Here is a 19,966-nt window from a genome sequence, read left to right on the forward strand (position 1 = left end):
CACACTATCAAGAAAGTCACTATGTCATGGCAATGACAGTACTTGTTTTCATCGTAGTAACTCCGCACGCTGGAGTCACACCGTGAGACGAAGGAGGTCGACAGATGTCGTTGCGGGGAACCAGCGTGTTGTGGGTGTCGGCGCACCCGCTCGAGTCGTCACTGTCCGCGCATCTGCGCGGGGTCGGGGTGGGAGTGTTGCGCGCCGAGGGCGCGGACGTCGTCGAATCCGACCTGTACGCGATGCGGTGGAATCCGGTCGTCGGGCACGGCGATTTCGCGAAGGGCGTCGACGGCAGCGTCAACGTACGGACTGCCGCCGCATTCCGGCGGGGCGAACTCGGCGAGGACGTGCGCGCCGAGCAGGACAAGCTCCGAGCCGCCGATCTCGTAGTCGTGCAGTTCCCGCTGTGGTGGTACGGCATGCCCGCGATTCTCAAGGGCTGGTTCGACCGAGTCTTCGTGAACGGCTTCGCATTCGGCGTCACCGATCCGGACACGGGAAGACGGCTGAAGTACGGCGAGGGCGGCCTCTCGGGCAAGCGTGCCGTCGCGATCGTGTCCGCAGGCGATCGTGCGACCTCGTTCGGGCCCCGCGGTGTCAACGGAGACCTCGAGTCGTTGTTGTTCCCGATCTTGCACGGCACGTTCTGGTACACGGGGATGCAACCGCTCGTCCCGCACCTGCTCGCGGGTGTCGACCGCCCTGGCTGGTCCGAGGTGGACACGGCGGAAAAGCTACTGCGCGAACGACTCCGGGGAATCATGGACGAATCGGGCATCGCCTACCGCCGGTTGCGCGACGGCGGTTACGACGACGACCGCGTGCTCGCCGCGGAGTACCGTCCCGGCGAGTGCGGGCTCGCGGTTCACCACGCTTCTTCGCGTACCGTCTCGAGTGCGGAGTCGAGCAGTGCGGACACGAGCGAGACCAGGACGTCCGGGCCGCCGGGGACGGCGACCGCGTGATCGTGGGGGCCGACGACATAGCGGCCGTCGCCTGCGACGTCGATCCAGCGGAACCATCCGACGTCGTTTCCGCGGGCGTGGCGCGGGCCGCACCACACGCGCACCGTGCCGTCGCCCGCGTGCCCACTGTGCAGCACAGTTTCGAGGCTCCGGGCGGCGGGGACGGCGTCGGCCGGCCGGAGGATGCCGGCCGAGAGGTCCTCTTCTGCTTCGGGTTTGGGCTTCTCGAACCGGTGGCGGCCGCCCGCGTTCGGAGGGAGGAGGCCGACGATCTGACCGCCGAGGCTGCCCGCCTGCCCCAGTGCGACGACGACGTCGCCGCCGTGCAGGGGAGCCGGGCCCGGCATCTGGACGGCGATCGCGACCTGCTGGTGCATCTGCGCCGCGATCGCTCGGATCGGCTGCCCGTCGACGGTGCGGCCGGACACGGCCGCGTAGATCTCGGGTGACGCGAGGATGCGGACCGCTGCGGTCAGCGCGTCGTGTTCGGGCCCGTCGAATGCGGCGCGCACCGCCTGCTGGTACTCGTCACGGGCTTCCTCGCTGTCGAAGCCCGTGACGATGTGGAAGGGAAAGGGATACCGGTCCTGCCCGGTGCCGAGCCACAGTGCGCCGAACTGTGCGCCCCGCATACGCCAGTTGCGCACGGTCAACCCCCGATCACGGGCGGCGAGACCGGAGGCAGCTTTCCGATGAGCTCGGTGCCGTTGTCGAGCGTCACGAGGTAGCCGGGAGTCTTGTGTTCCTTGTCCTGATCGCCGTTGCCGCGCGCACCGCCTGCACCGCCCATCATGCCGCCCATCATGCCGCGGCCCGCGCCCGCCGCCCCGGCGCCCGCCTTGAGCCCTCCTGCGGGGTTGCCGGCCGCGGCTCCGGGGGCGGCGCCCATCACGCCACCGGGCGCGGCGCCTGCCAGGCCACCGAGTGCGCCGCCGCCTGCACCACCGCCGAGACCCGCTGCCGCGCCACCCCCGGCACCGCCGCCGAGGCCCGACGCGCCGAGGCCGCCGGTGCGCGCGCCGTCGCCGAGAGCGCCCGCGGGGGACACCGAGGCGGGTGATGTGCCTGCGGCACCGTCGCCGAGACCTCCTGCCGACGCCGGGGACGTGCCGCTGGTGTCGCTCGCGCTGTCGCCGAGGGCCTCGCCGGTCGGGTCGGCGCCTGTACCCGCGCCACCGACCGCACCGCCTCCGCCACCACCGACGCCGGTACCGCTGCCACCGCCGGTCGCCGGGCCCGTGACGCCACCGGGGACGGCGTCACCCGACAAGTCGATCGGGATGACGGGCGCTTCGAACTGGGGAACGGTGCCGTCGACTCCACGCAGGCCGCCGGAGAACGTCGAGAGTTGGTTCAGCGCTTCCTGGTGGCGCGCGTAGTAGGCCTCCTCGTCGGCCGTCGACCACGGGGTGATGGTGTTCCAGAAGCCGCCCTTGCTGATGTACTCGGGCGTCGAACTGCGCACGAGGTCGACCGCGCCGGTGAGTTCCGAGAGGGTGGTGGACACGCCGCGGAAGTACTGACCGGCCGCGGGTGCGTTCTCCGCATAGGTCGCGACGGCGCGGCTGCCGGACTCCGCCGCCGAACCGGCCCACGCGTCGGCGATCCGGACCGACAACTCCCGGCCGAAGTCCGCGACGGCCTGTTCGGTGTCGTCGCCCAGCTTCGACCACCCGGAGCCGAGCGAGCCGGCGTTCTCGGACGTCATCGCCTCGACGACGTCGCGGATCTTCTCGAAGCTCCACGGAACGGACTCGAACGCTTCGCAGATCATCACGTACGTCGGATCCATACCGCTCGACGGCACTGCCATGTTCGGCCCCCTGAGTCGCAACCACCCCGTAGCGCGCGGGACAGCGTCCCGCCGGCGCCCGTCCAAAATACATGGCGCGGGTGCAGACGGCGGGATCAGGTGCGGACCGGCCGACGGTCAGCGCAGCGCGGTGACGGTGTCCCCGCGCTGTTCGAGGACGACGTCGCCGACGACGGCGGGCACGACGGGTGCCTCGGTACCCGGCGGGCGTGACACGCCGATACTCGAATCCGGCTGCCCGGTCGCGGGATCGAGGACGGCCAGGCCGCCCTGGACCGGCACGAGCAGGCGCCCCGCCATGATCGTGGCGGGCCCGATCGTGCCGGGATAGTTCCAGACCGGGTGCAGGTTGTTCGTCGAGAAGCCGAACAGGCTCGTGCCCGACCACCAGGTGATGCTCGAGCCCGTGACCGTCGCTCGGGCCTCGGCCGTCGCGGGCGAGTCGAGTGCACTGACCGCGCTGAGATTCCCGGCGCCGTCGTAGATGCCGATGCGCGGCCGCTCGCCGCCGCCTCCCGGAAGGTAGACGGCGGTGTTCTCGCCCCACACGGCGATGATCCGCGTGCCGTCGGCGGCCGACGGAATCTCGGCGAGCACGTGCGACGCGTACTCCTCCGGCTCCTGCGCGTCCTTGGGAGTGGGGGAGAGCAGGGTGAGACGGTCGGCGCTCTCGCCCGGGCATCGTTCGAGGACCGCGAGGCGCGCGGTACTGGTGTGCGCGTCGATCAGCGTGCATCCGCTGCGCGGTTGCTTGTTCGGATTGACGGGAGCGTCGACGCGTCCGTACTCGACCGTGCGCACGAGATCGGAGCGCCACAGCTCGAGCCGGGTGTCGCCGCGTGCGACGACATACGATCCGTCCGCACTCAGTGTGATCTCGGGGTCGGCGTCGCTCGACCGTTGCGCCGCGCGCGTGCCGTCGCTGCCGTCGAGCGCGGTGACCTGTCCGCATCCACGATCGTCCGGGTACACCGCGACCGCGCGGTCCCACGACGCGGTGACCGCGCACAGGTCGCGATCGCGTTCGTAGCGCCACAGTTCGGCACCGGTGGCGGGGTCACGGCCGACGACGGCCGTGCCGTCGGCGGTGGCGACCGCCCCCGCGGCGGGCGCGGGGGCGGTCGTGTCGGGGCTCGGCGCGGTCCACAACTCGTGCAACACCGTCGGCACCGTGTCGGCGGGGGTGGGTTCGTCGGCCGGAGCAGCGGCGGTGACCGATTCCGTGCCACGCGCGTCGCTGCGCGCCCACACCACGACGATCGACACCACCAGGACGAGCGCGATCCCGGCCGCGACCAGCAGGTCGGCGCGCGTGCGCCGCTCGGGTGGCAGCACGGACGCTGTTACTCGGCGTCGGTGCTCGCGGTGGCCGCGGCACCCGAACGACGCCTGCGGCGACGGCGGCGCGGCTTGCTCTCGCCCGCATCGTCGCGAGAGGCGGGTCCGGTCGAGGGAGCGTCGCCCGTAGGGGCAGCGTCCTTCGCCGGTGCGCCGTTCTCGCCGCTGCGGGTCGCGCCGTTGTCGTCGCTGCGCTTCGCGCCGCGGGTGCGCTTGCGCGAGCGGGTGCGGGCGGGTCGCTCACTGCGTTCGCGCCGCTCCCCGGACCCGCTCGCAGCCGGCTCGCTCTTGGTCGAGGCGGTCTTGATCGAGCCCGTCACGTCGGTGGGGATGTCGAGATCCTCGAACAGGTGCGGCGAACTCGAGTAGGTCTCGACGGGCTCGTCGATGCCGAGGCCCAGTGCCTTGTCGATGAGCTGCCAGCGGGGCACATCGTCCCAGTCGACGAGCGTGACCGCGGTGCCCGTGCGGCCCGCACGGCCGGTGCGGCCGATGCGGTGGACGTAGGTCTTCTCGTCCTCGGGGCACTGGTAGTTGATCACGTGCGTGACGTCGTCGATGTCGATGCCGCGTGCCGCGACGTCGGTGGCGACGAGCACGTCGATCTTGCCGGTGCGGAACGACTTGAGTGCCTTCTCGCGGGCGACCTGACCGAGATCGCCGTGGACGGCGCCCACCTGGAAGCCGCGCTCACCGAGGTCGTCGGCGACCTTCTGCGCGGTGCGCTTGGTGCGTGTGAAGATCATCGTCGCGCCGCGGCCGCGGGCCTGCAGGATGCGGGCGACCATCTCGGCCTTGTCGAGGGCGTGCGCTCGGTAGATGTGCTGGGTGGTGCGCTCGTGCACCGCGGACGACGCGGCGTCCTCGGCCCGGATGTGCGTCGGGCGGTCGAGGAAGGTGCGGGCGAGAGTGATGATCGGGCCCGGCATCGTGGCGGAGAAGAGCATCGTCTGCCGTTTGTCCGGCACGATCGAGAGAATGCGTTCGATGTCCGGCAGGAAGCCCAGGTCGAGCATCTCGTCGGCCTCGTCGAGCACGAGGACACCCACCTTGCCGAGGATCAGGTGCGACTGGTTCGCGAGGTCGAGCAGGCGACCGGGGGTGCCGACGACGACGTCCGCGCCCGCCCGGAGTGCCTCGATCTGCTGCTCGTAGGGGCGTCCGCCGTAGATCGAGACGACCGACAGCTTGCCGCGCGGGCCGCTACCGGGCAGGTACGTGGCGGCTTCCTCGAGATCCTTCGTGACCTGGACGCACAGCTCGCGCGTGGGAACGATGACCAGCGCCCGGGGCGTGCCGTCGAGTTCCGCGGTGCCCGTGGCGGTGCTGATGCGGTCGAGCAGGGGGACACCGAAACCGTAGGTCTTGCCCATGCCGGTGCGGGCCTGGCCGATGAGGTCGTCGCCCGCGAGGGCGAGGGGGAGCGTGAGTTCCTGGATCGCGAACGTGCGCTCGATGCCGTGCTCGCCGAGCGCGCGCACGATCTCGTCGCGGACGCCGAGTTCGGCGAAGCTGGGAGCGACGTGGGCGTTGCCCGTGTCGACCGAGATGGTGGCTTCGACGGCGGCTTCCACCGCGCCGGCTTCCGCCTGCCTCGAAGTCGCTTCCGCCTGCCTCGAAGTCTCTGTATCGATCGAGTTCTCTGTCAGGGATGAAGTGGTGTTGCTCAGGGGTCTGGCCTTCCTCGTCGCTGCACGCACGAGGTGAGGGAGGGTCGATTCGTTCGACCCGGATCGTCTGGCCGACGGTCTTGCCGACGCTGCCGAAAGCCTCTCCCGATGTGTCGCCTCGGCGTCAGCACGGAACTCTCTGGTGAATCCCGGCGAGCCGATGCGGGCATGCCATCGGTCAGGTGCGCGCACATTTCCATGGAGACCGTATGCGCTGTGACGTCCGATTCGGTGGGACGACGCGCAGGAAACAACGATCTCTCTGCCCCGAGTGTACCGGTCGGTGTCCGCGAGACCGATTCCACGTGGTCGTGCTCACTCGACGCGCACTAGGCTTCGGCGTCATGGGAGCCGACACGTCCATGCAAGCACTGCCGCCCATCGGGCCCGACCATCCGGGCGTCGCGGAACTGTTCGCGGTTCTCGCGTACGGCGAGATCTCGGCGTTCTACCGCCTGGCGGAGGACGCGCAGATGGCGCGCACGCTCGAAGGGAAGGTCGCGCTCGCATCCATGGCCTCGGCCGAGATGGGGCACTTCGAGCTGCTCGAATCCGCGCTCACCAGCAGGGGTTTCGACGTCTACGAGGCGATGGATCCGTTCGTGCGCGCACTCGACGACTACCACGCGTCGACACGGCCGTCGACGTGGCTCGAGGCGCTCGTGAAGGCTTATGTCGGCGACGGGATCGCCGCCGACTTCTACCGTGAGATCGGTCACTCGCTTCCGTCGGAGGTCGCCGACGTCGTCGAGGAGGTGCTCGCGCAGACCGCCCACTCGGAATTCGTCGTCTCCGAGGTGCAGTCGGCGGTGCGGGCGAGCACACGGGACAAGGATCGCCTGATGCTGTGGGGGCGCAGGCTGCTCGGCGAAGCCATCACGCAAGCGCAGTTCGTGTTGTCCCGCCGCGAAGCGCTCACCGAACTCGTGCTCGGTGCGACGGGCGACCTCAACGGCGTCGTCGCGTTGTTCGACCGGATGCAGCAGAAGCACGCCGAGCGGATGAGTGTGCTCGGTCTCGTGTGACGGGAGTTCCCGTGTGACGGCGGTGCGCGCGTGTTCGCTGTGGGCACACGCGCGAAACGGTCGGGGTGGGTCTCGTCTGCATTAGCCTGGCGGTGAAAGCCAGTCTTCTCGAACAGTTCGGAGGTTGACCGTGGAGGTCAAGATCGGTTTAGTCGACAGCCCGCGTGAGCTCGTCATCACCAGCGAGCAGACCCCGGACGAGGTCCAGAAGTCGGTGTCGGGTGTGCTCGAGTCGGGCGAGGGCGTGCTGTCCCTCGAAGACGAGAAGGGGAGGCGCTACCTCATCCGTGCGGCCAAGATCGCGTACGTCGAGATCGGTGTCGCCGATCCGCGCCGGGTCGGTTTCGGCGCGGTCTGACGCCTGCCGACACAGAGGGGCGCCCGGAACGGACTCGTTCCGGGCGCCCCTCTGTGTGTGGACCTACGAGGGTCAGCGGTTCTCGGCTTGCAGCGGCACGTGCGACAGGCCGCCCCACGCGAGCGCGACGGTGGTGTCGACGGCATCGTCCTTCGGGATCGGCCGTGCGGCTTCGAGCCAGTAGCGTGCCGTGAACTGGCTGGCGCCGACGAGACCGACCGCGAGTGTGCGGGCGCGATGCGGGTCGAGCCCCGAATCGTGGCTGACCAGGTCGAAGACGGCGTCGACGCAAGCCTCGGTGGCGTGTTCGACGCGGCGCTGCACCTGAGGCTCGCCCATCATGTCCGACTCGAACACGAGGCGGAAGCCCTGTGAGTCGTTGTCGACGAAGTCGTAGAACGCCTGCACCGCCGCGCGCACGCGCTGCTTGTTGTCGGTGGTGGAGCGCAGCGCTTGACGGACGCCGGAGATGAGGCTGTCGACGTAGTTCTGCAGGACCGCGACGTAGAGCTCGAGCTTGCCGGGGAAGTGCTGGTAGAGCACCGGCTTGCTCACCCCTGCGCACTCGGCGATCTCGTCCATGCCCGCGGAGTGGTAGCCGCGGCTGACGAACACCTCGCTTGCGGCATCGAGGAGCTGGCGGCGGCGGGCATCGCGCGGGAGCCGGGCGCCGCGGCGGTTGCCGTTGCCCTTGGTTCCCGGGGAATCGGGAGCGGAGTTCATCCGTTCCGCGAGTTCGGTCATGTCGCGTCCAATCTGCACTAGGCAAGTGTCCATCACCGCACATCCGGTGCGCGTGAAAGTATCCTGCGTCACAGTGTGGGTGCTGCAGTCACCATACCCGCCAGGATTTTCCGTGCAGTCCGGGTGCTCCCGGGGTGCGGTAGCCGACCGATTGCCCATCGGCTCGCGGTGGGCGAGTGCCACAGTGTTCTCTCGATTGCCGACGCGATGTGCGTGCGGGCGCATCGGACACGCCGACGGGCTCACGCACGGATCTGTGCGAGTCGACACCTGCCGATTGTGAGATTCTGGCGGGTGTGACGGACCGAGGTGGAGGACCGAGGCCACGCCGAAGCGTGGACCGCGACGACGGCGGTCGCGGTGGTGTGCACACGCACCGGGCGCGCCGACGCGACGAGTCCTATCAACCGCTGCGCGCGCAGTGGGATCCGACGAGTCACGAGCGTGGCCGCAGCCGGTCGCCTCGGCCGGATCGTCGGGTGAAGAAGCAGAGCGCGTTCGGGCGGTTCGTCTCGAACTACGGCTGGCGCGCGTACGCGATCCCGGTGCTCGTCGTCGTCACCGCGTTCGTCGTGGTCGACGCGGTGCGCAGCAGTGGCACCGAGAGCACCGCCGACGACGAGACCCCCGCGATGGGCGTGCTCACCGACAACACCGAGGGCACGGGCGTCGTCGGGGTGCCGCCCACCGCGGACGGCAGCTTCGCCGCCACACTGCCGTCGGGCGGGCTGCCCAACGGCGGCTCCTTCACCGAGCGTGGCGCGGGCACGTGGCACGTCGTCGCCGGCACGAGCGCGAAGGCCGGACAGGGCACCGACCGCGAGTTCACCTACACCGTCGAGGTCGAGGACGGGGTGGACACGGCGGCCATCGGTGGCGATCAGGCATTCGCGGCGATGGTCGATCAGACGCTCGCGAACCCGAAGAGCTGGGTGCACGACCCGCGCTTCGCGTTCCGCCGGGTCGACACCGGCGAGCCGGACTTCCGCATCTCGCTCACGTCGCAGATGACCGTCCGCGAGAAGTGTGGATACGACATCGAGCTCGAGGTGTCGTGCTACAACCCGGGCATCGACCGGGTCGTGCTCAACGAACCGCGCTGGGTGCGCGGCGCGACCGCCTTCCAGGGCGACATCGGCTCGTACCGCCAGTACCAGATCAACCACGAGGTGGGGCACGCCGTCGGCTACGCCGAGCATCAGCCGTGCCAGACGCAGGACGGTCTCGCCCCGATCATGATGCAGCAGTCGTTCGGTACCGCGAACGACGAGATCGCGCAGCTCGACCCCGAGGGAGTCGTTCCGCGCGACGGGCTGACCTGCCGATTCAACCCGTGGCCCTATCCACGGGGCTGAGGTGGCATGGTGCTCGTACGGGCGCCGGGAAGACAATGGCCCGGTCGACGTGTTGCACCGGTAACGACGTAACCAGGAGGTCCCCGTGTCGGAAACTTCGCTGCCCCCGCTGGTCGAGCCCGGGCCCGAGCTCACCCGTGAGGAAGTCGAGCGCTACAGCCGCCACCTGATCATCCCCGACGTCGGGATGGACGGGCAGCGCCGGCTGAAGAACGCCAAGGTTCTCGTCATCGGCGCGGGTGGCCTCGGCTCGCCCGCACTGCTGTATCTCGCCGCGGCCGGGGTCGGCACGCTCGGTATCGTCGAGTTCGACGAGGTCGACATGTCCAACCTGCAGCGTCAGGTCATCCACGGCCGATCCGACGTCGGCAGGCCCAAGGCGGAGAGCGCGCGCGACTCGATCAAGGAGATCAACGAGCACGTGGACGTGCGCCTGCACGAGTTCCGGCTCGAGCCCGACAACGCGGTCGAGCTGTTCGAGCAGTACGACCTGATCCTCGACGGCACCGACAACTTCGCGACGCGCTATCTCGTCAACGACGCGGCCATCCTCGCGGGCAAGCCGTACGTGTGGGGATCGATCTTCCGGTTCGAGGGGCAGGCGTCGGTGTTCTGGGAGGGCGCCCCGGACGGACGCGGAATCAACTACCGCGACCTGTACCCGGAGGCCCCGCCGCCGGGCATGGTGCCGTCGTGCGCGGAGGGCGGCGTGCTCGGTGTGCTGTGCGCGTCGATCGGCTCGATCATGGTGACCGAGGCGGTCAAGCTGATCACGGGCATCGGCGAGTCGTTGCTCGGCCGCCTGATGGTCTACGACGCGCTCGACATGACCTACCGCACCATCAAGCTGCGGCGCGACCCCGATCGGGTTCCGGTCACCGAACTCGTCGACGACTACGAGGCGTTCTGCGGCATCGTGTCCGACGAGGGCACGGCTGCCGCGGCGGGCTCCACCCTCACCGCGGCCGAGCTCTCGGACCTGCTCGAGGCGGGCAAGGACATCGCGCTGATCGACGTGCGGGAACCCGTCGAGTGGGACATCGTGCGTATTCCCGGTGCGACGCTGATCCCGAAGGATCGCATCCTGTCCGGGGAGGCGCTCGCCGAACTACCGCAGGACCGGCCGATCACGCTGTACTGCAAGACGGGTATCCGGTCCGCCGAGGCCCTCGCGGCGCTCAAGCGCGCGGGTTTCTCGGATGCGACGCACCTGCAGGGCGGCGTCACCGCATGGGCCAAGCAGGTGGACCAGAGCCTTCCCGTCTACTGAGCGTTGCCGTCCGCGGACCCGCGCGGCTCGGTTCGGTCGCCCCACGCGTGCGCGCCTTTCCCGGCCGATGCGGGTCGGGGCGGTAGCGTGTGCGCGGTGAGCACAGGTCAACCTCCCCAGCACGTGTGCTCCACGTTCGGCCTCAAGGACGTCGAACCGATTCCGCTCGGTGCGGACTGGGACGGCGGCTGGCTGTGTGGAGACGTCGTACTGTCGCCGGTCGCCGATCACGCCCGTGCCGCGTGGTCGGCGAAAGTGCGCGAGACCCTGAGTGTCGACGGCGTGCGTCTCGCACGGCCCGTGCGGTCGACCGACGGCCGCTATGTCGTGTCCGGCTGGCGCGCCGACACCTTCATCGAGGGGTCTCCCGAGCCGCGGCACGACGAGGTGGTGTCGATGTCGGGCCGGCTGCACGCCGCAACGGCACAGCTCGACAAGCCGCGTTTCCTGGCGCAGCCTCCGGTCGCACCGTGGGCAGAGGTCGATCTGTTCGCGGCCGCCGATCGCGCCGCGTGGGAGCCGACGCCGCTGCGCAGCGCGCGCGGTGCGCCGGGGCTCGATTCCCTCACGCCGGACCGGCAGCGCAGCATGGACATGATCGGCTCGCTCTCGACGCTCCGCAAACCCACCACGAGCCCGGATCAACTGGTGCACGGCGACCTGTTCGGCACGGTGCTGTTCGCAGGCTCACTGGCACCCGGCATCACCGACATCACGCCGTACTGGCGGCCGGCGGCGTGGGCGGCGGCGGTCGCGGTGGTCGACGCGATCTCGTGGGGTGGTGCCGACGAGGAGCTCGTGGTGCGGTGGGACGAGCTGCCCGAGTGGCCGCAGATGATGCTGCGCGCCGTGCTGTTCCGGCTCGCGGTGCACGTTCTGCATCCGCGTTCGACCGAGGCCGCCTTCCCGGGGCTCGCCCGCACCGCGGACATCGTCCGCATGATGGTCTAGCCGTATCCGGTCGTGTTCGCGGACGGTGCCGACCGCGCGCTGACAGAGCCGCGCGCTACGCGAGCAACTCGCTGAACAGTGCGCGGGCGGCGGCAGCGGCAGCGGGGGCGTCACCCGCGATGACGGCCTCGACGAGAGCGTTGTGCTCGTCGTGGAAACCCTCTCCGGTCGCGTGGAAGCGTGCGTCGACGGTTTGGGTGATAGCGGGCAGCAGCGAATCGTAGAACTCCACATACACCGAGTTGTGGCTGGCGACGACGATCGCGTGGTGCAGCGCGACGTCGGCGGCCACGAGCAGGTCGGTGTCGGTGCCCTCCCATGCGCGGCAGCGTTCGTCGAGTGCGCGCCGGAGCCGGGCGACGTCGTCGTCGGTGCGGCGCCGCGCCGCGAGTTCGGCCGCGGTGACGTCGAGGGCGCGGCGCAGTTCGAGGGTGTCGCGTTCGCGCGCGGTCGCGAAGTACTCGGTGAGCGCCGTGCCGACGAGCGACGTCGCCAGGACGTACGTGCCGGAGCCCTGCCTGCGTTCGAGGAGGCCGGCGTGCACGAGGCCCTGTACCGCTTCGCGCACGGTGTTGCGGCCGGTGCCGGTGAGTTCGGCGAGCTCGGGCTCGGTGGGGATGCGTGTCCCGACCGGCCATCGGCCGGTCTGGATGCCCCGTCGCAAGGCGTCGGTGACCTGCCCGACCAGGTTCGTGCGACGGACGGGTTTCACATCATTCATCCGGTCATCCTATGATTTGTGCCGTGAAGGTTCTCCACGGTCGGTTGCTCGTGTTCGCCGCGATCGCGCTGTCGGCGCTCGTCCTGCGGCTCGCGGTGACCTCGTTCACCCCGGTCGCCGCGCGCGTCCGGGACGAATTCGGATTCTCGGAGACGATCGTCGGTGTGTTCGGAATGATTCCGACCGCGATGTTCGCACTGTTCGGGCTCACGGCACCCATTCTGACGCGTCGCCTCGGGCTCGAGTGGACCGCCTTCGTCGCGATGCTGGCAGCGGGCATCGGAATGCTCGTGCGGGCGACGGTCTCGGCCACACCTGCGCTGCTGGTCTTCTCGGCGCTCGCGCTCGGTGGCATGGGTATCGGCAATGTCGTCGTCCCGCCCCTCGTGAAGAAGTACTTCCCCGATCGGCTGGCTGCGATGAGCACCGTCTACATCGTCGGCGTCCAGGTCGGCACCATCGTGCCCGCATTCGCCGCGGTGCCGGTCGCCGACCTCGCCGGGTGGCGCGTGTCGATCGGGATGTGGGCGCTCGTCGCATTCGCGGCCGCGCTGCCGTGGCTCGTGCAACTCGTCCGGCTGCGCGGCGAGAACCGCACCGGGGGTGCGGACGCGGGCCGTGTCGCCGACGACGCCCCCGCAATCGAACGGGGCCGCGTGTGGCGTTCGCCGGTGGGCATCGCGCTGGCCCTGATGTTCGGCGGTACGTCGCTCACGACGTACGCGATGTTCACGTGGATCCCGGACATCCTCACCGACGCAGGCCGCAGCCCCGCCTATGCCGGTTCGATGGTGGGCGTGTTCTCGGCGATGGGACTCGTCGCGGCGATCGCGGCTCCGTCTGCGTGTGCGCGCATGCGCAATCCGTATCCGATCGTGATCGCCGCGTCGGTGTGCTTCCTCGTCGCGTTCGCAGGGTTGCTGTTCGCCCCGACGACGGCCACGATCCTGTGGATCGTGCTGCTCGGGCTCGGCCCGAGCACCTTCCCGATGTCGCTCACACTCATCAACCTCCGCACCCGCACCCACGTCGGCTCGTCCGAACTGTCGGGCTTCGCACAGGGTGTCGGATACACGATCGCGTCGACCGGTCCGCTGCTGTTCGGGGTGCTGCACAGCGTCACCGACGGCTGGTGGGCGTCGTTCGGTTTCCTCACCGCGGCAGTGGTCGTCGTCCTCGTGTCGGGCGCGGTGGCCTGCCGAAACCGTATGCTCGAGGACACCTGGCTCCCGCGCGGTCGATCTCACACGACCGTCGAGGACGGCGTGAGAATCTCTTGACGTCGCGGTCACCGAGCGCAGCACCGACGCAATACCCGTTTCCTACGGTGAGGTCTCACCCACCCACCGCAGGAGGCAGATCGTGGACAGTGTTCTCGCGCAACGGCGCAAGCGCAGTCATTCCATCACGCACTGGGATCCCGAGGACGTCGAGGCGTGGGAAGCGGGCGGCAAGGACGTCGCCAAGCGCAACCTGATCTGGTCGGTCGTCGCCGAGCACGTCGGATTCTCGATCTGGTCGATCTGGTCGGTCATGGTGCTGTTCATGCCTACCGACGTGTACGGCATCGACGCGGGCGGCAAGTTCTTCCTCGTCGCGGTGCCCACCCTCGTCGGGTCGCTGCTGCGCATCCCGTACACGGTCGCGACGGCGCGCTTCGGCGGCCGCAACTGGACGGTGTTCAGCGCGATCGCGCTGCTCGTCCCCACGATCCTGACGCTCGTGCTGATGCTCAACCCGGGGGCGTCCTATGCGACCTTCCTCGTGGTCGCGGCGTTCGCAGGTGTCGGCGGCGGCAACTTCGCGTCGTCGATGACCAACATCAACGCCTTCTACCCGCAGCGCCTCAAGGGCTGGGCGCTCGGCCTCAACGCGGGCGGCGGCAACATCGGTGTCCCGGTGATCCAGATCGTCGGCCTGCTCGTCATCGCGACGGTCGGCAACACCGATCCGTGGATCGTGTGCGCGGTGTATCTGGTGGCGATCGCTGTCGCCGCGGTGGGTGCAGCGTTGTTCATGGACAATCTCGAGAACCAGACCGCGGACCTGTCGGCGATGGGCAAGGCGCTGCGGTTCCGCGAATCGTGGATCCTCAGCTTCCTCTACATCGGCACCTTCGGCTCGTTCATCGGCTTCAGTTTCGCGTTCGGTCAGGTGCTGCAGATCAACTTCCTCGCGAGCGGTTCCACCGCCGCGCAGGCATCCTTGCAGGCCGCTCAGATCGCTTTCCTCGGCCCGCTGCTCGGCTCGATCTCGCGCCCGCTCGGCGGCAAGCTCGCCGACCGCATCGGCGGCGGCGCCATCACGATGTACACCTTCGTCGGAATGGCATTGGCAGCAGGCGTTCTCGTCGCCGCCGGCACGGTCGACGACAGCTCGACCGGTGCGACGACGGGCCTCGTGATGACCGTGTTCGTGCTCGGCTTCATCGCGCTGTTCCTGCTGTCCGGTATCGGTAACGGCTCCGTGTACAAGATGATTCCCGCGGTTTTCGAGGTCAAGGCCGCGAACCAGCCCGGCCTCACTCCCGCCGAGCGCGGACAGTGGGCACGGTCGCGCTCCGGTGCACTCATCGGATTCGCAGGCGCGATCGGCGGGCTCGGCGGCGTCGGCATCAACATGGTGCTGCGCGCGTCGTACAACAGCGCCGCACACTCGGCCACGATGGCCTTCTGGGTCTTCCTCGCGTTCTACCTCGTGTGCATCGCGGTCACGTGGTTCGTGTTCGTGCGGCCGTCCGCGTCGCTGCGGACCGGCACCGGGGACTCCGGGGCGAACCGGCCCGATCCCGCGCCGGTCACCGCCTGACCCGTTCGACTCCACCGATCGTTCCCGCACGCGCGGCCGGCCGGGCACCACCCTCTCGAAGGAGCACTCATGAGCGACACGCACACCACCACCGGTACGAAGTCCCTCGTCGTCGTCGGTCACGGCATGGTCGGGCACCGTTTCGTCGAAGCCGTGCGCTCGCGCGACGACGCCGGCCGGTGGGCGGTCACGATCCTGTGCGAGGAGGACCTGCCCGCCTACGACCGCGTCGGGCTGTCGAGCTACGTCGGCTCATGGCAGGCTTCCGACCTCGCTCTCGACGGAAACCGTTACGACGGAGACGGTCTCGTGGACCTCAAGGTGGGGTCCGGGGCGGCCCGCATCGACCGAGCCGCGCACACGGTCGAGACGACCGACGGCGAGGTCGTCGAGTACGACGCGCTCGTGCTCGCCACCGGCTCGTATCCGTTCGTGCCGCCGGTTCCGGGCCACGACCGGCCGGAGTGTTTCGTGTATCGCACGATCGCCGACCTCGACGGCATCCGGGCCCGCGCCGAGGCCGCAGGCCCGGGCGCCGTCGGTGTCGTCGTCGGCGGCGGGCTGCTCGGGCTCGAGGCCGCGAACGCGTTGAAGCTGCTCGGCATGCAGGCGCACGTCGTCGAGTTCGCGCCGCGACTGATGCCTGCGCAGGTGGATGCGGGCGGCGGCGCACTGCTCGAGCGGCTCGTCACCGAACTCGGACTCACGGTGCACACGGGCGTCGGCACGTCGTCGATCACCGCGGGTGCCGACGGCAGCGCCATCGCCGTCGAACTGTCCGACGGCACCGTGATCGACGCGTCGCTGCTCGTGTTCTCGGCGGGCGTGCGGCCGCAGGACGCCCTCGCGCGTGCCGCCGGTCTCGCACTCGCCGAGCGGGGTGGCGTACTCACCGACCTCGGTTGCCGCACATCGGATCCCGACATCTATGCGATCGGCGAATGCGCCGCTGTCGAGGGCCGCTGCTACGGCCTGGTCGCGCCCGGATACACGACGGCCGAGATCGTGGCCGACCGGCTGCTCGGTGGCGGCGCCGAGTTCCCGGGCGCCGACATGTCGACCAAGCTCAAGTTGATGGGTGTCGACGTCGCGAGCTTCGGCGACGCCCTCGCACAGACGCCCGGTGCACTCGACGTCGTGTTCAGCGACGCCGCGAAGGGCACCTACGCAAAGCTGGTGCTCTCCGACGACGCCAAGACGCTGCTCGGCGGCATCCTCGTCGGCGACGCCTCGGCCTACGCGTCGCTGCGTCCGCTCGTCGGGCGGGAGTTGCCCGGCGACGCCGCCGCACTCATCTCGCCCGCGGGCGAGAAGCCCGGCGCGGGAACACTTCCCGACGACGCGCAGGTGTGCTCGTGCAATGGCGTCACGAAAGGCGCGATCTGCGGTGCGATCGCGGACGGCGCCTGCGACGTCGCGGCCGTCAAGGCCTGCACGGGCGCGGGCACCACCTGCGGCGGCTGCCTGCCGTCGGTCAAACAGCTGCTCGCGGCGTCCGGTATCGAACTGTCGAAGGCGGTGTGCGAACACTTCGCGCAGTCGCGCGCCGAGCTGTACGAGATCGTGCGGGCGACCGGCACGCGCACGTTCTCGGCGCTCATCGCGAAGTACGGCACCGGCACCGGCTGCGACCTGTGCAAGCCCGTCGTCGCATCGATCCTCGCGTCCACCGCGTCCGACCACATCCTGCACCCCAAGCAGGCGGGCCTGCAGGACACCAACGACCACTTCCTCGCCAACATCCAGCGCAACGGCACGTACTCGGTCGTGCCGCGCATGCCGGGCGGCGAGTGCACTCCGGACCAGCTCATCGTGATCGGCGAGGTCGCCCGCGATTTCGGCCTCTACGTCAAGATGACCGGCGGGCAACGTATCGACCTGTTCGGCGCGCGCGTCGAGCAGCTACCGGAGATCTGGCGCAGGCTCGTCGACGCAGGCATGGAATCGGGGCAGGCGTACGGCAAGTCGCTGCGCACGGTCAAGAGCTGCGTCGGATCGACGTGGTGCCGGTACGGGGTCCAGGACTCGGTCGGCATGGCGGTCGAACTCGAGCTGCGCTATCGCGGGCTGCGCTCGCCGCACAAGCTCAAGTTCGGTGTCTCGGGTTGCGCGCGCGAGTGCGCCGAGGCGAGAGGTAAGGACGTCGGCGTCATCGCCACCGAGGACGGCTGGAACATGTACGTGTGCGGTAACGGCGGGCAGACGCCGAAGCATGCCCAGCTGCTCGCGAGCGGCCTCGACGACGCGACCCTGATCCGCTACGTCGACCGGTTCCTCATGTACTACATCCGCACCGCGGACCGCCTGCAGCGCACCGCGCCGTGGCTCGAGTCCCTCGAGGGCGGCCTCGACCACGTGCGAGCCGTCGTGTGCGAGGACAGCCTCGGCATCGGGGCGGAACTCGAAGCAGACATGGCTGCCCACGTCGAGGGATACCGCGACGAGTGGAAGGGAGTGCTCGACGACCCGGAGAAGTTGTCGCGTTTCGTGTCCTTCGTCAATGCGCCGGGCCGGCAGGACCCGACCGTCGAGTTCGACGAGACCGGCCCGCGCAAGAAGCCCGTCCTGTTGGGCATGCCGAACGCCGCCATCTCCGGGTGATCCTCCGGAAACAGGCCCGAAACACCGACCCGCAACCATGAACCGTGCAGCCGCACCGCGGTCTGCATCGTCCTCGAGGAGAAGCACATGACGGTAACGACGGAGTCTCCGAGCACGGCACCGCACCTGTCGGCAGCCGAGCGGGATCGCGACGGGTGGACCTCGGCGTGCGCGCTCAGCCGCCTGATCCCCGAACTGGGGGTCGCGGTGCTGCTCCCCGGCAATGTGCAGGTCGCGCTGTTCCTGCTCGCGAACGGCGACCTGCATGCCGTCGGCAACATCGACCCGTACGGGCGCGCGGCCGTCATGTCCCGAGGCATCGTGGGGGACCGTGGGGGCGAGCCGACCGTCGCGTCGCCGCTGCTCAAGCAGATCTTCTCGCTCGCCGACGGACGGTGTCTCGACGACCCGGGCACGCGCCTGCCGGTGTTCGACGTGCGGGTGTGGGGTGGCGTCGTGCAGGTGCGTGCACGATCGGACCGGGGCGGCGAATGACGGCGACGCTCGCGGCGCCGCTGCTCGGCTACACCGTCGCGATCACCGCGTCGCGTCGCGCCGAGGAGTTCGCGACGTTGCTCGAGCGTCGCGGCGCAGCCGTCGTACAGGCGCCGGCGATCCGGATCATCCCCTTGGCCGACGACACGGAACTCGAACGCGTCACGCGCGAGATCGTCGCCGATCCGCCCGACATCGTCGTCGCGACCACCGGCATCGGTTTTCGCGGTTGGATGGAAGCCGCCGACGGGTGGGGACTGGCCGAGACCCTGGGCAAGGCACTGGGGCAGACGCGGCTGCTGGCGCGTGGCCCCAAAGCCAAGGGCGCGATCCGTGCCGCCGACCTGCGGGAGGAGTGGTCGCCCGCCTCGGAGTCGTCGGCCGAGGTGCTCGATCACCTGCTCACCGAGGGCATCGAGGGGGTGCGCATCGCCGTCCAGTTGCACGGCGCGACCTCCGAGTGGGAGCCGGTCGCGGACTTCTGCGACGTCCTGCGGTGCGCGGGCGCGGTGGTGGTGCCCGTGCCCGTGTACCGCTGGACGCCGCCCGAGGACCTCGATCCGATCGACCGGCTGATCGACTCGATCCTCACGCGGTCGATCGACTGCGTCACGTTCACGAGCGCACCCGCCGTCGCCTCGATGCTCACGCGCGCGAAGGACACCGGTCGGCTCGACTCCCTCACGCACGCACTGCGCCGGCGGGTGCACGTCGCGTGTGTGGGTCCCGTCACCGCGGCGCCCTTCGGCGAGCTCGAGGTGCCCACCACGATGCCCAGCCGGTTCCGGCTCGGTGCGCTCGCGCGGCATGTCGCGGACGAGCTGCCTCGTCGCGACCGCGTCTTCCGTGCGGGAGGGCACGACGTGAGCGTGCGTGGCTGCTGCGTCGTCGTCGACGGTGCGGCGAAACAGGTCTCGCCCGCGGGCATGTCGGTGATACGCACGCTCGCCGCGCGCCCCGGCCGCGTCGTGTCGCGTGAGGACCTGCTCGCGGTGCTGCCGGGTGGTGGCGACGACACGCATGCCGTCGAGACCGCGGTCGCGCGGTTGCGCACCGCGCTCGGGGCACCGAAAACCATTCAGACCGTGGTCAAGCGGGGCTACCGCCTCGCGCTCGACCTCACCGACTGCGCAGAGGAACCGCGATGAACGAGAACCAGCATCAGCCCACGCTCGTGCTCGTCGCACACGGCACCCGGAGTCCAAGAGGGCTCGACACGATCGCGCGGATCGCCGCCGCGGTGTCCCGCGAGGTCGGCCCTACCCGCGTCGCGTTCGCCGACGTCCTCGGCCCGTCGCTGAGCGAGGTCCTCGACGAGGTCGACGGTCCCGTGATCGTCGTGCCCGCATTCCTCGCGTCGGGCTATCACGTGTACACCGACGTGCGCGAGGTCGTCGCCCGCACCGGCCGCCGCGACGTCGTCGTGACGGACGCACTCGGCCCGGACGTCGCACTCGCGTCGTTGCTCACGGACCGGCTGCGCGCGGCAGGTCACGCCGACGGCGACGCGGTGGTGCTCGCCGCGGCGGGCTCGTCGGACCCTCGCGCGCTCGCCGACGTCGAACACGCGCGCGTCCTGCTCGCTCGCGAACTCGGCGTCGCGGTGTCGGTCGGCTACGTCGCGGCGGGCGCGCCCCGCGTCCCGGACCTCGTCGCGGCCGTGCGTGAGCACGCGGGCGCTCGCGTGGCCGTCGCCTCGTACCTGTTGGCGCCGGGTCTGTTCCACGACCGCCTGCGCACGTGCGGCGCGGATGTCGTGGCCGACCCGCTCGGTGTGCACGACGTGGTGACCCGGCTCGTCGCCGCACGGTACCGTTCGGCGCGGGTGGCGGTGCACGCGTAGCGGATT

18 protein-coding genes are annotated in these 19,966 nt (G+C 69.9%); 12 read left to right on the forward strand and 6 right to left on the reverse strand.

Features of this window, described 5'->3' with window-relative positions; translation table 11 throughout:
* Positions 1–104: 104 nt before the first annotated feature.
* Positions 105–968 (forward strand): NAD(P)H-dependent oxidoreductase, encoded by an 864-nt coding sequence (locus HCA44_RS04025; RefSeq protein WP_169647222.1) that lies wholly within the window; start codon positions 105–107, stop codon positions 966–968.
* Here the strand turns inward: HCA44_RS04025 and HCA44_RS04030 are convergent.
* From HCA44_RS04030 to HCA44_RS04045, 4 genes are all read right to left on the reverse strand, one after another.
* Positions 869–1,615 (reverse strand): ESX secretion-associated protein EspG, encoded by a 747-nt coding sequence (locus tag HCA44_RS04030; RefSeq protein WP_346764562.1) that lies wholly within the window; start codon positions 1,613–1,615, stop codon positions 869–871. The two genes, HCA44_RS04025 and HCA44_RS04030, sit on opposite strands and share 100 nt — an antisense overlap.
* Before the next feature lie 2 nt (positions 1,616–1,617).
* A complete protein-coding gene (locus HCA44_RS04035) occupies positions 1,618–2,781 on the reverse strand; it encodes a hypothetical protein (RefSeq protein ID WP_169647224.1) in 1,164 nt (387 codons plus the stop codon).
* A gap of 117 nt (positions 2,782–2,898) precedes the next feature.
* Complete coding sequence (locus HCA44_RS04040; protein WP_169647225.1) at positions 2,899–4,116, reverse strand: PQQ-binding-like beta-propeller repeat protein; 1,218 nt, start codon at positions 4,114–4,116, stop codon at positions 2,899–2,901.
* Positions 4,117–4,124: 8 nt separating this feature from the next.
* Entirely contained in the window at positions 4,125–5,693 is a 1,569-nt protein-coding gene (locus HCA44_RS04045; protein ID WP_169647226.1) for a DEAD/DEAH box helicase, read from the reverse strand.
* A gap of 440 nt (positions 5,694–6,133) precedes the next feature.
* Between HCA44_RS04045 and HCA44_RS04050 the strand changes: the two genes are divergently transcribed.
* Both HCA44_RS04050 and HCA44_RS04055 read left to right on the forward strand, forming a co-directional pair.
* Positions 6,134–6,814 carry a ferritin-like fold-containing protein gene (locus tag HCA44_RS04050; protein ID WP_169647227.1) on the forward strand — a complete coding sequence of 227 codons (681 nt, stop codon included), beginning with the start codon at positions 6,134–6,136 and terminating at the stop codon, positions 6,812–6,814.
* A gap of 124 nt (positions 6,815–6,938) precedes the next feature.
* Positions 6,939–7,172, forward strand: coding sequence for a DUF3107 domain-containing protein (locus HCA44_RS04055; protein ID WP_206037649.1), 234 nt, complete (start codon positions 6,939–6,941; stop codon positions 7,170–7,172).
* Positions 7,173–7,244: 72 nt separating this feature from the next.
* On the opposite strand, the gene HCA44_RS04060 is transcribed toward HCA44_RS04055, so the two are convergent.
* Positions 7,245–7,916, reverse strand: coding sequence for a TetR/AcrR family transcriptional regulator (locus HCA44_RS04060; protein ID WP_169647228.1), 672 nt, complete (start codon positions 7,914–7,916; stop codon positions 7,245–7,247).
* A 365-nt stretch (positions 7,917–8,281) separates the two neighbouring features.
* On the opposite strand from HCA44_RS04060, the gene HCA44_RS04065 reads away from it, so the two are divergent.
* The 3 genes from HCA44_RS04065 to HCA44_RS04075 all read left to right on the forward strand — a co-directional run bounded on the left by HCA44_RS04065 (position 8,282) and on the right by HCA44_RS04075 (position 11,492).
* Positions 8,282–9,271 (forward strand): DUF3152 domain-containing protein, encoded by a 990-nt coding sequence (locus HCA44_RS04065; RefSeq protein WP_346764579.1) that lies wholly within the window; start codon positions 8,282–8,284, stop codon positions 9,269–9,271.
* Between the two features lie 85 nt (positions 9,272–9,356).
* Positions 9,357–10,541: an adenylyltransferase/sulfurtransferase MoeZ gene (gene moeZ / locus HCA44_RS04070; protein WP_169647229.1), complete on the forward strand. Its 1,185-nt coding sequence runs from the start codon at positions 9,357–9,359 to the stop codon at positions 10,539–10,541.
* A 96-nt stretch (positions 10,542–10,637) separates the two neighbouring features.
* A complete protein-coding gene (locus HCA44_RS04075) occupies positions 10,638–11,492 on the forward strand; it encodes a TIGR02569 family protein (protein WP_169647230.1) in 855 nt (284 codons plus the stop codon).
* Between the two features lie 55 nt (positions 11,493–11,547).
* Here HCA44_RS04075 and HCA44_RS04080 read toward each other — a convergent pair whose 3' ends face one another.
* Positions 11,548–12,213 carry a FadR/GntR family transcriptional regulator gene (locus HCA44_RS04080; RefSeq protein WP_169647231.1) on the reverse strand — a complete coding sequence of 222 codons (666 nt, stop codon included), beginning with the start codon at positions 12,211–12,213 and terminating at the stop codon, positions 11,548–11,550.
* A gap of 11 nt (positions 12,214–12,224) precedes the next feature.
* Between HCA44_RS04080 and HCA44_RS04085 the strand changes: the two genes are divergently transcribed.
* The 6 genes from HCA44_RS04085 (at position 12,225) to HCA44_RS04110 (ending at position 19,960) form a co-directional block, all read left to right on the forward strand.
* Positions 12,225–13,493 (forward strand): MFS transporter, encoded by a 1,269-nt coding sequence (locus tag HCA44_RS04085; RefSeq protein WP_169647232.1) that lies wholly within the window; start codon positions 12,225–12,227, stop codon positions 13,491–13,493.
* An 82-nt stretch (positions 13,494–13,575) separates the two neighbouring features.
* The gene (locus tag HCA44_RS04090) at positions 13,576–15,021 is read left to right on the forward strand and encodes a nitrate/nitrite transporter (protein ID WP_169647233.1); all 1,446 of its coding nucleotides are present in this window, start codon (positions 13,576–13,578) and stop codon (positions 15,019–15,021) included.
* Positions 15,022–15,090: 69 nt separating this feature from the next.
* Entirely contained in the window at positions 15,091–17,622 is a 2,532-nt protein-coding gene (gene nirB / locus HCA44_RS04095) for a nitrite reductase large subunit NirB (protein ID WP_169647234.1), read from the forward strand.
* 87 nt (positions 17,623–17,709) lie between these two features.
* Positions 17,710–18,117, forward strand: a complete 408-nt coding sequence (gene nirD, locus HCA44_RS04100; protein WP_169647235.1) for a nitrite reductase small subunit NirD — start codon at positions 17,710–17,712, stop codon at positions 18,115–18,117.
* A complete protein-coding gene (locus HCA44_RS04105) occupies positions 18,114–19,265 on the forward strand; it encodes a uroporphyrinogen-III synthase (protein ID WP_169647236.1) in 1,152 nt (383 codons plus the stop codon). The genes nirD and HCA44_RS04105 overlap by 4 nt, the downstream gene beginning before the upstream one ends.
* On the forward strand, positions 19,262–19,960 hold the full coding sequence (locus HCA44_RS04110; RefSeq protein WP_169647237.1) for a sirohydrochlorin chelatase: 699 nt from the start codon (positions 19,262–19,264) through the stop codon (positions 19,958–19,960). The genes HCA44_RS04105 and HCA44_RS04110 overlap by 4 nt, the downstream gene beginning before the upstream one ends.
* Positions 19,961–19,966: the final 6 nt, after the last annotated feature.

It is taken from the genome of Rhodococcus sp. HNM0569 (genome assembly GCF_012726205.1).
In the GTDB taxonomy this organism is placed as follows: domain Bacteria; phylum Actinomycetota; class Actinomycetes; order Mycobacteriales; family Mycobacteriaceae; genus Rhodococcus_F.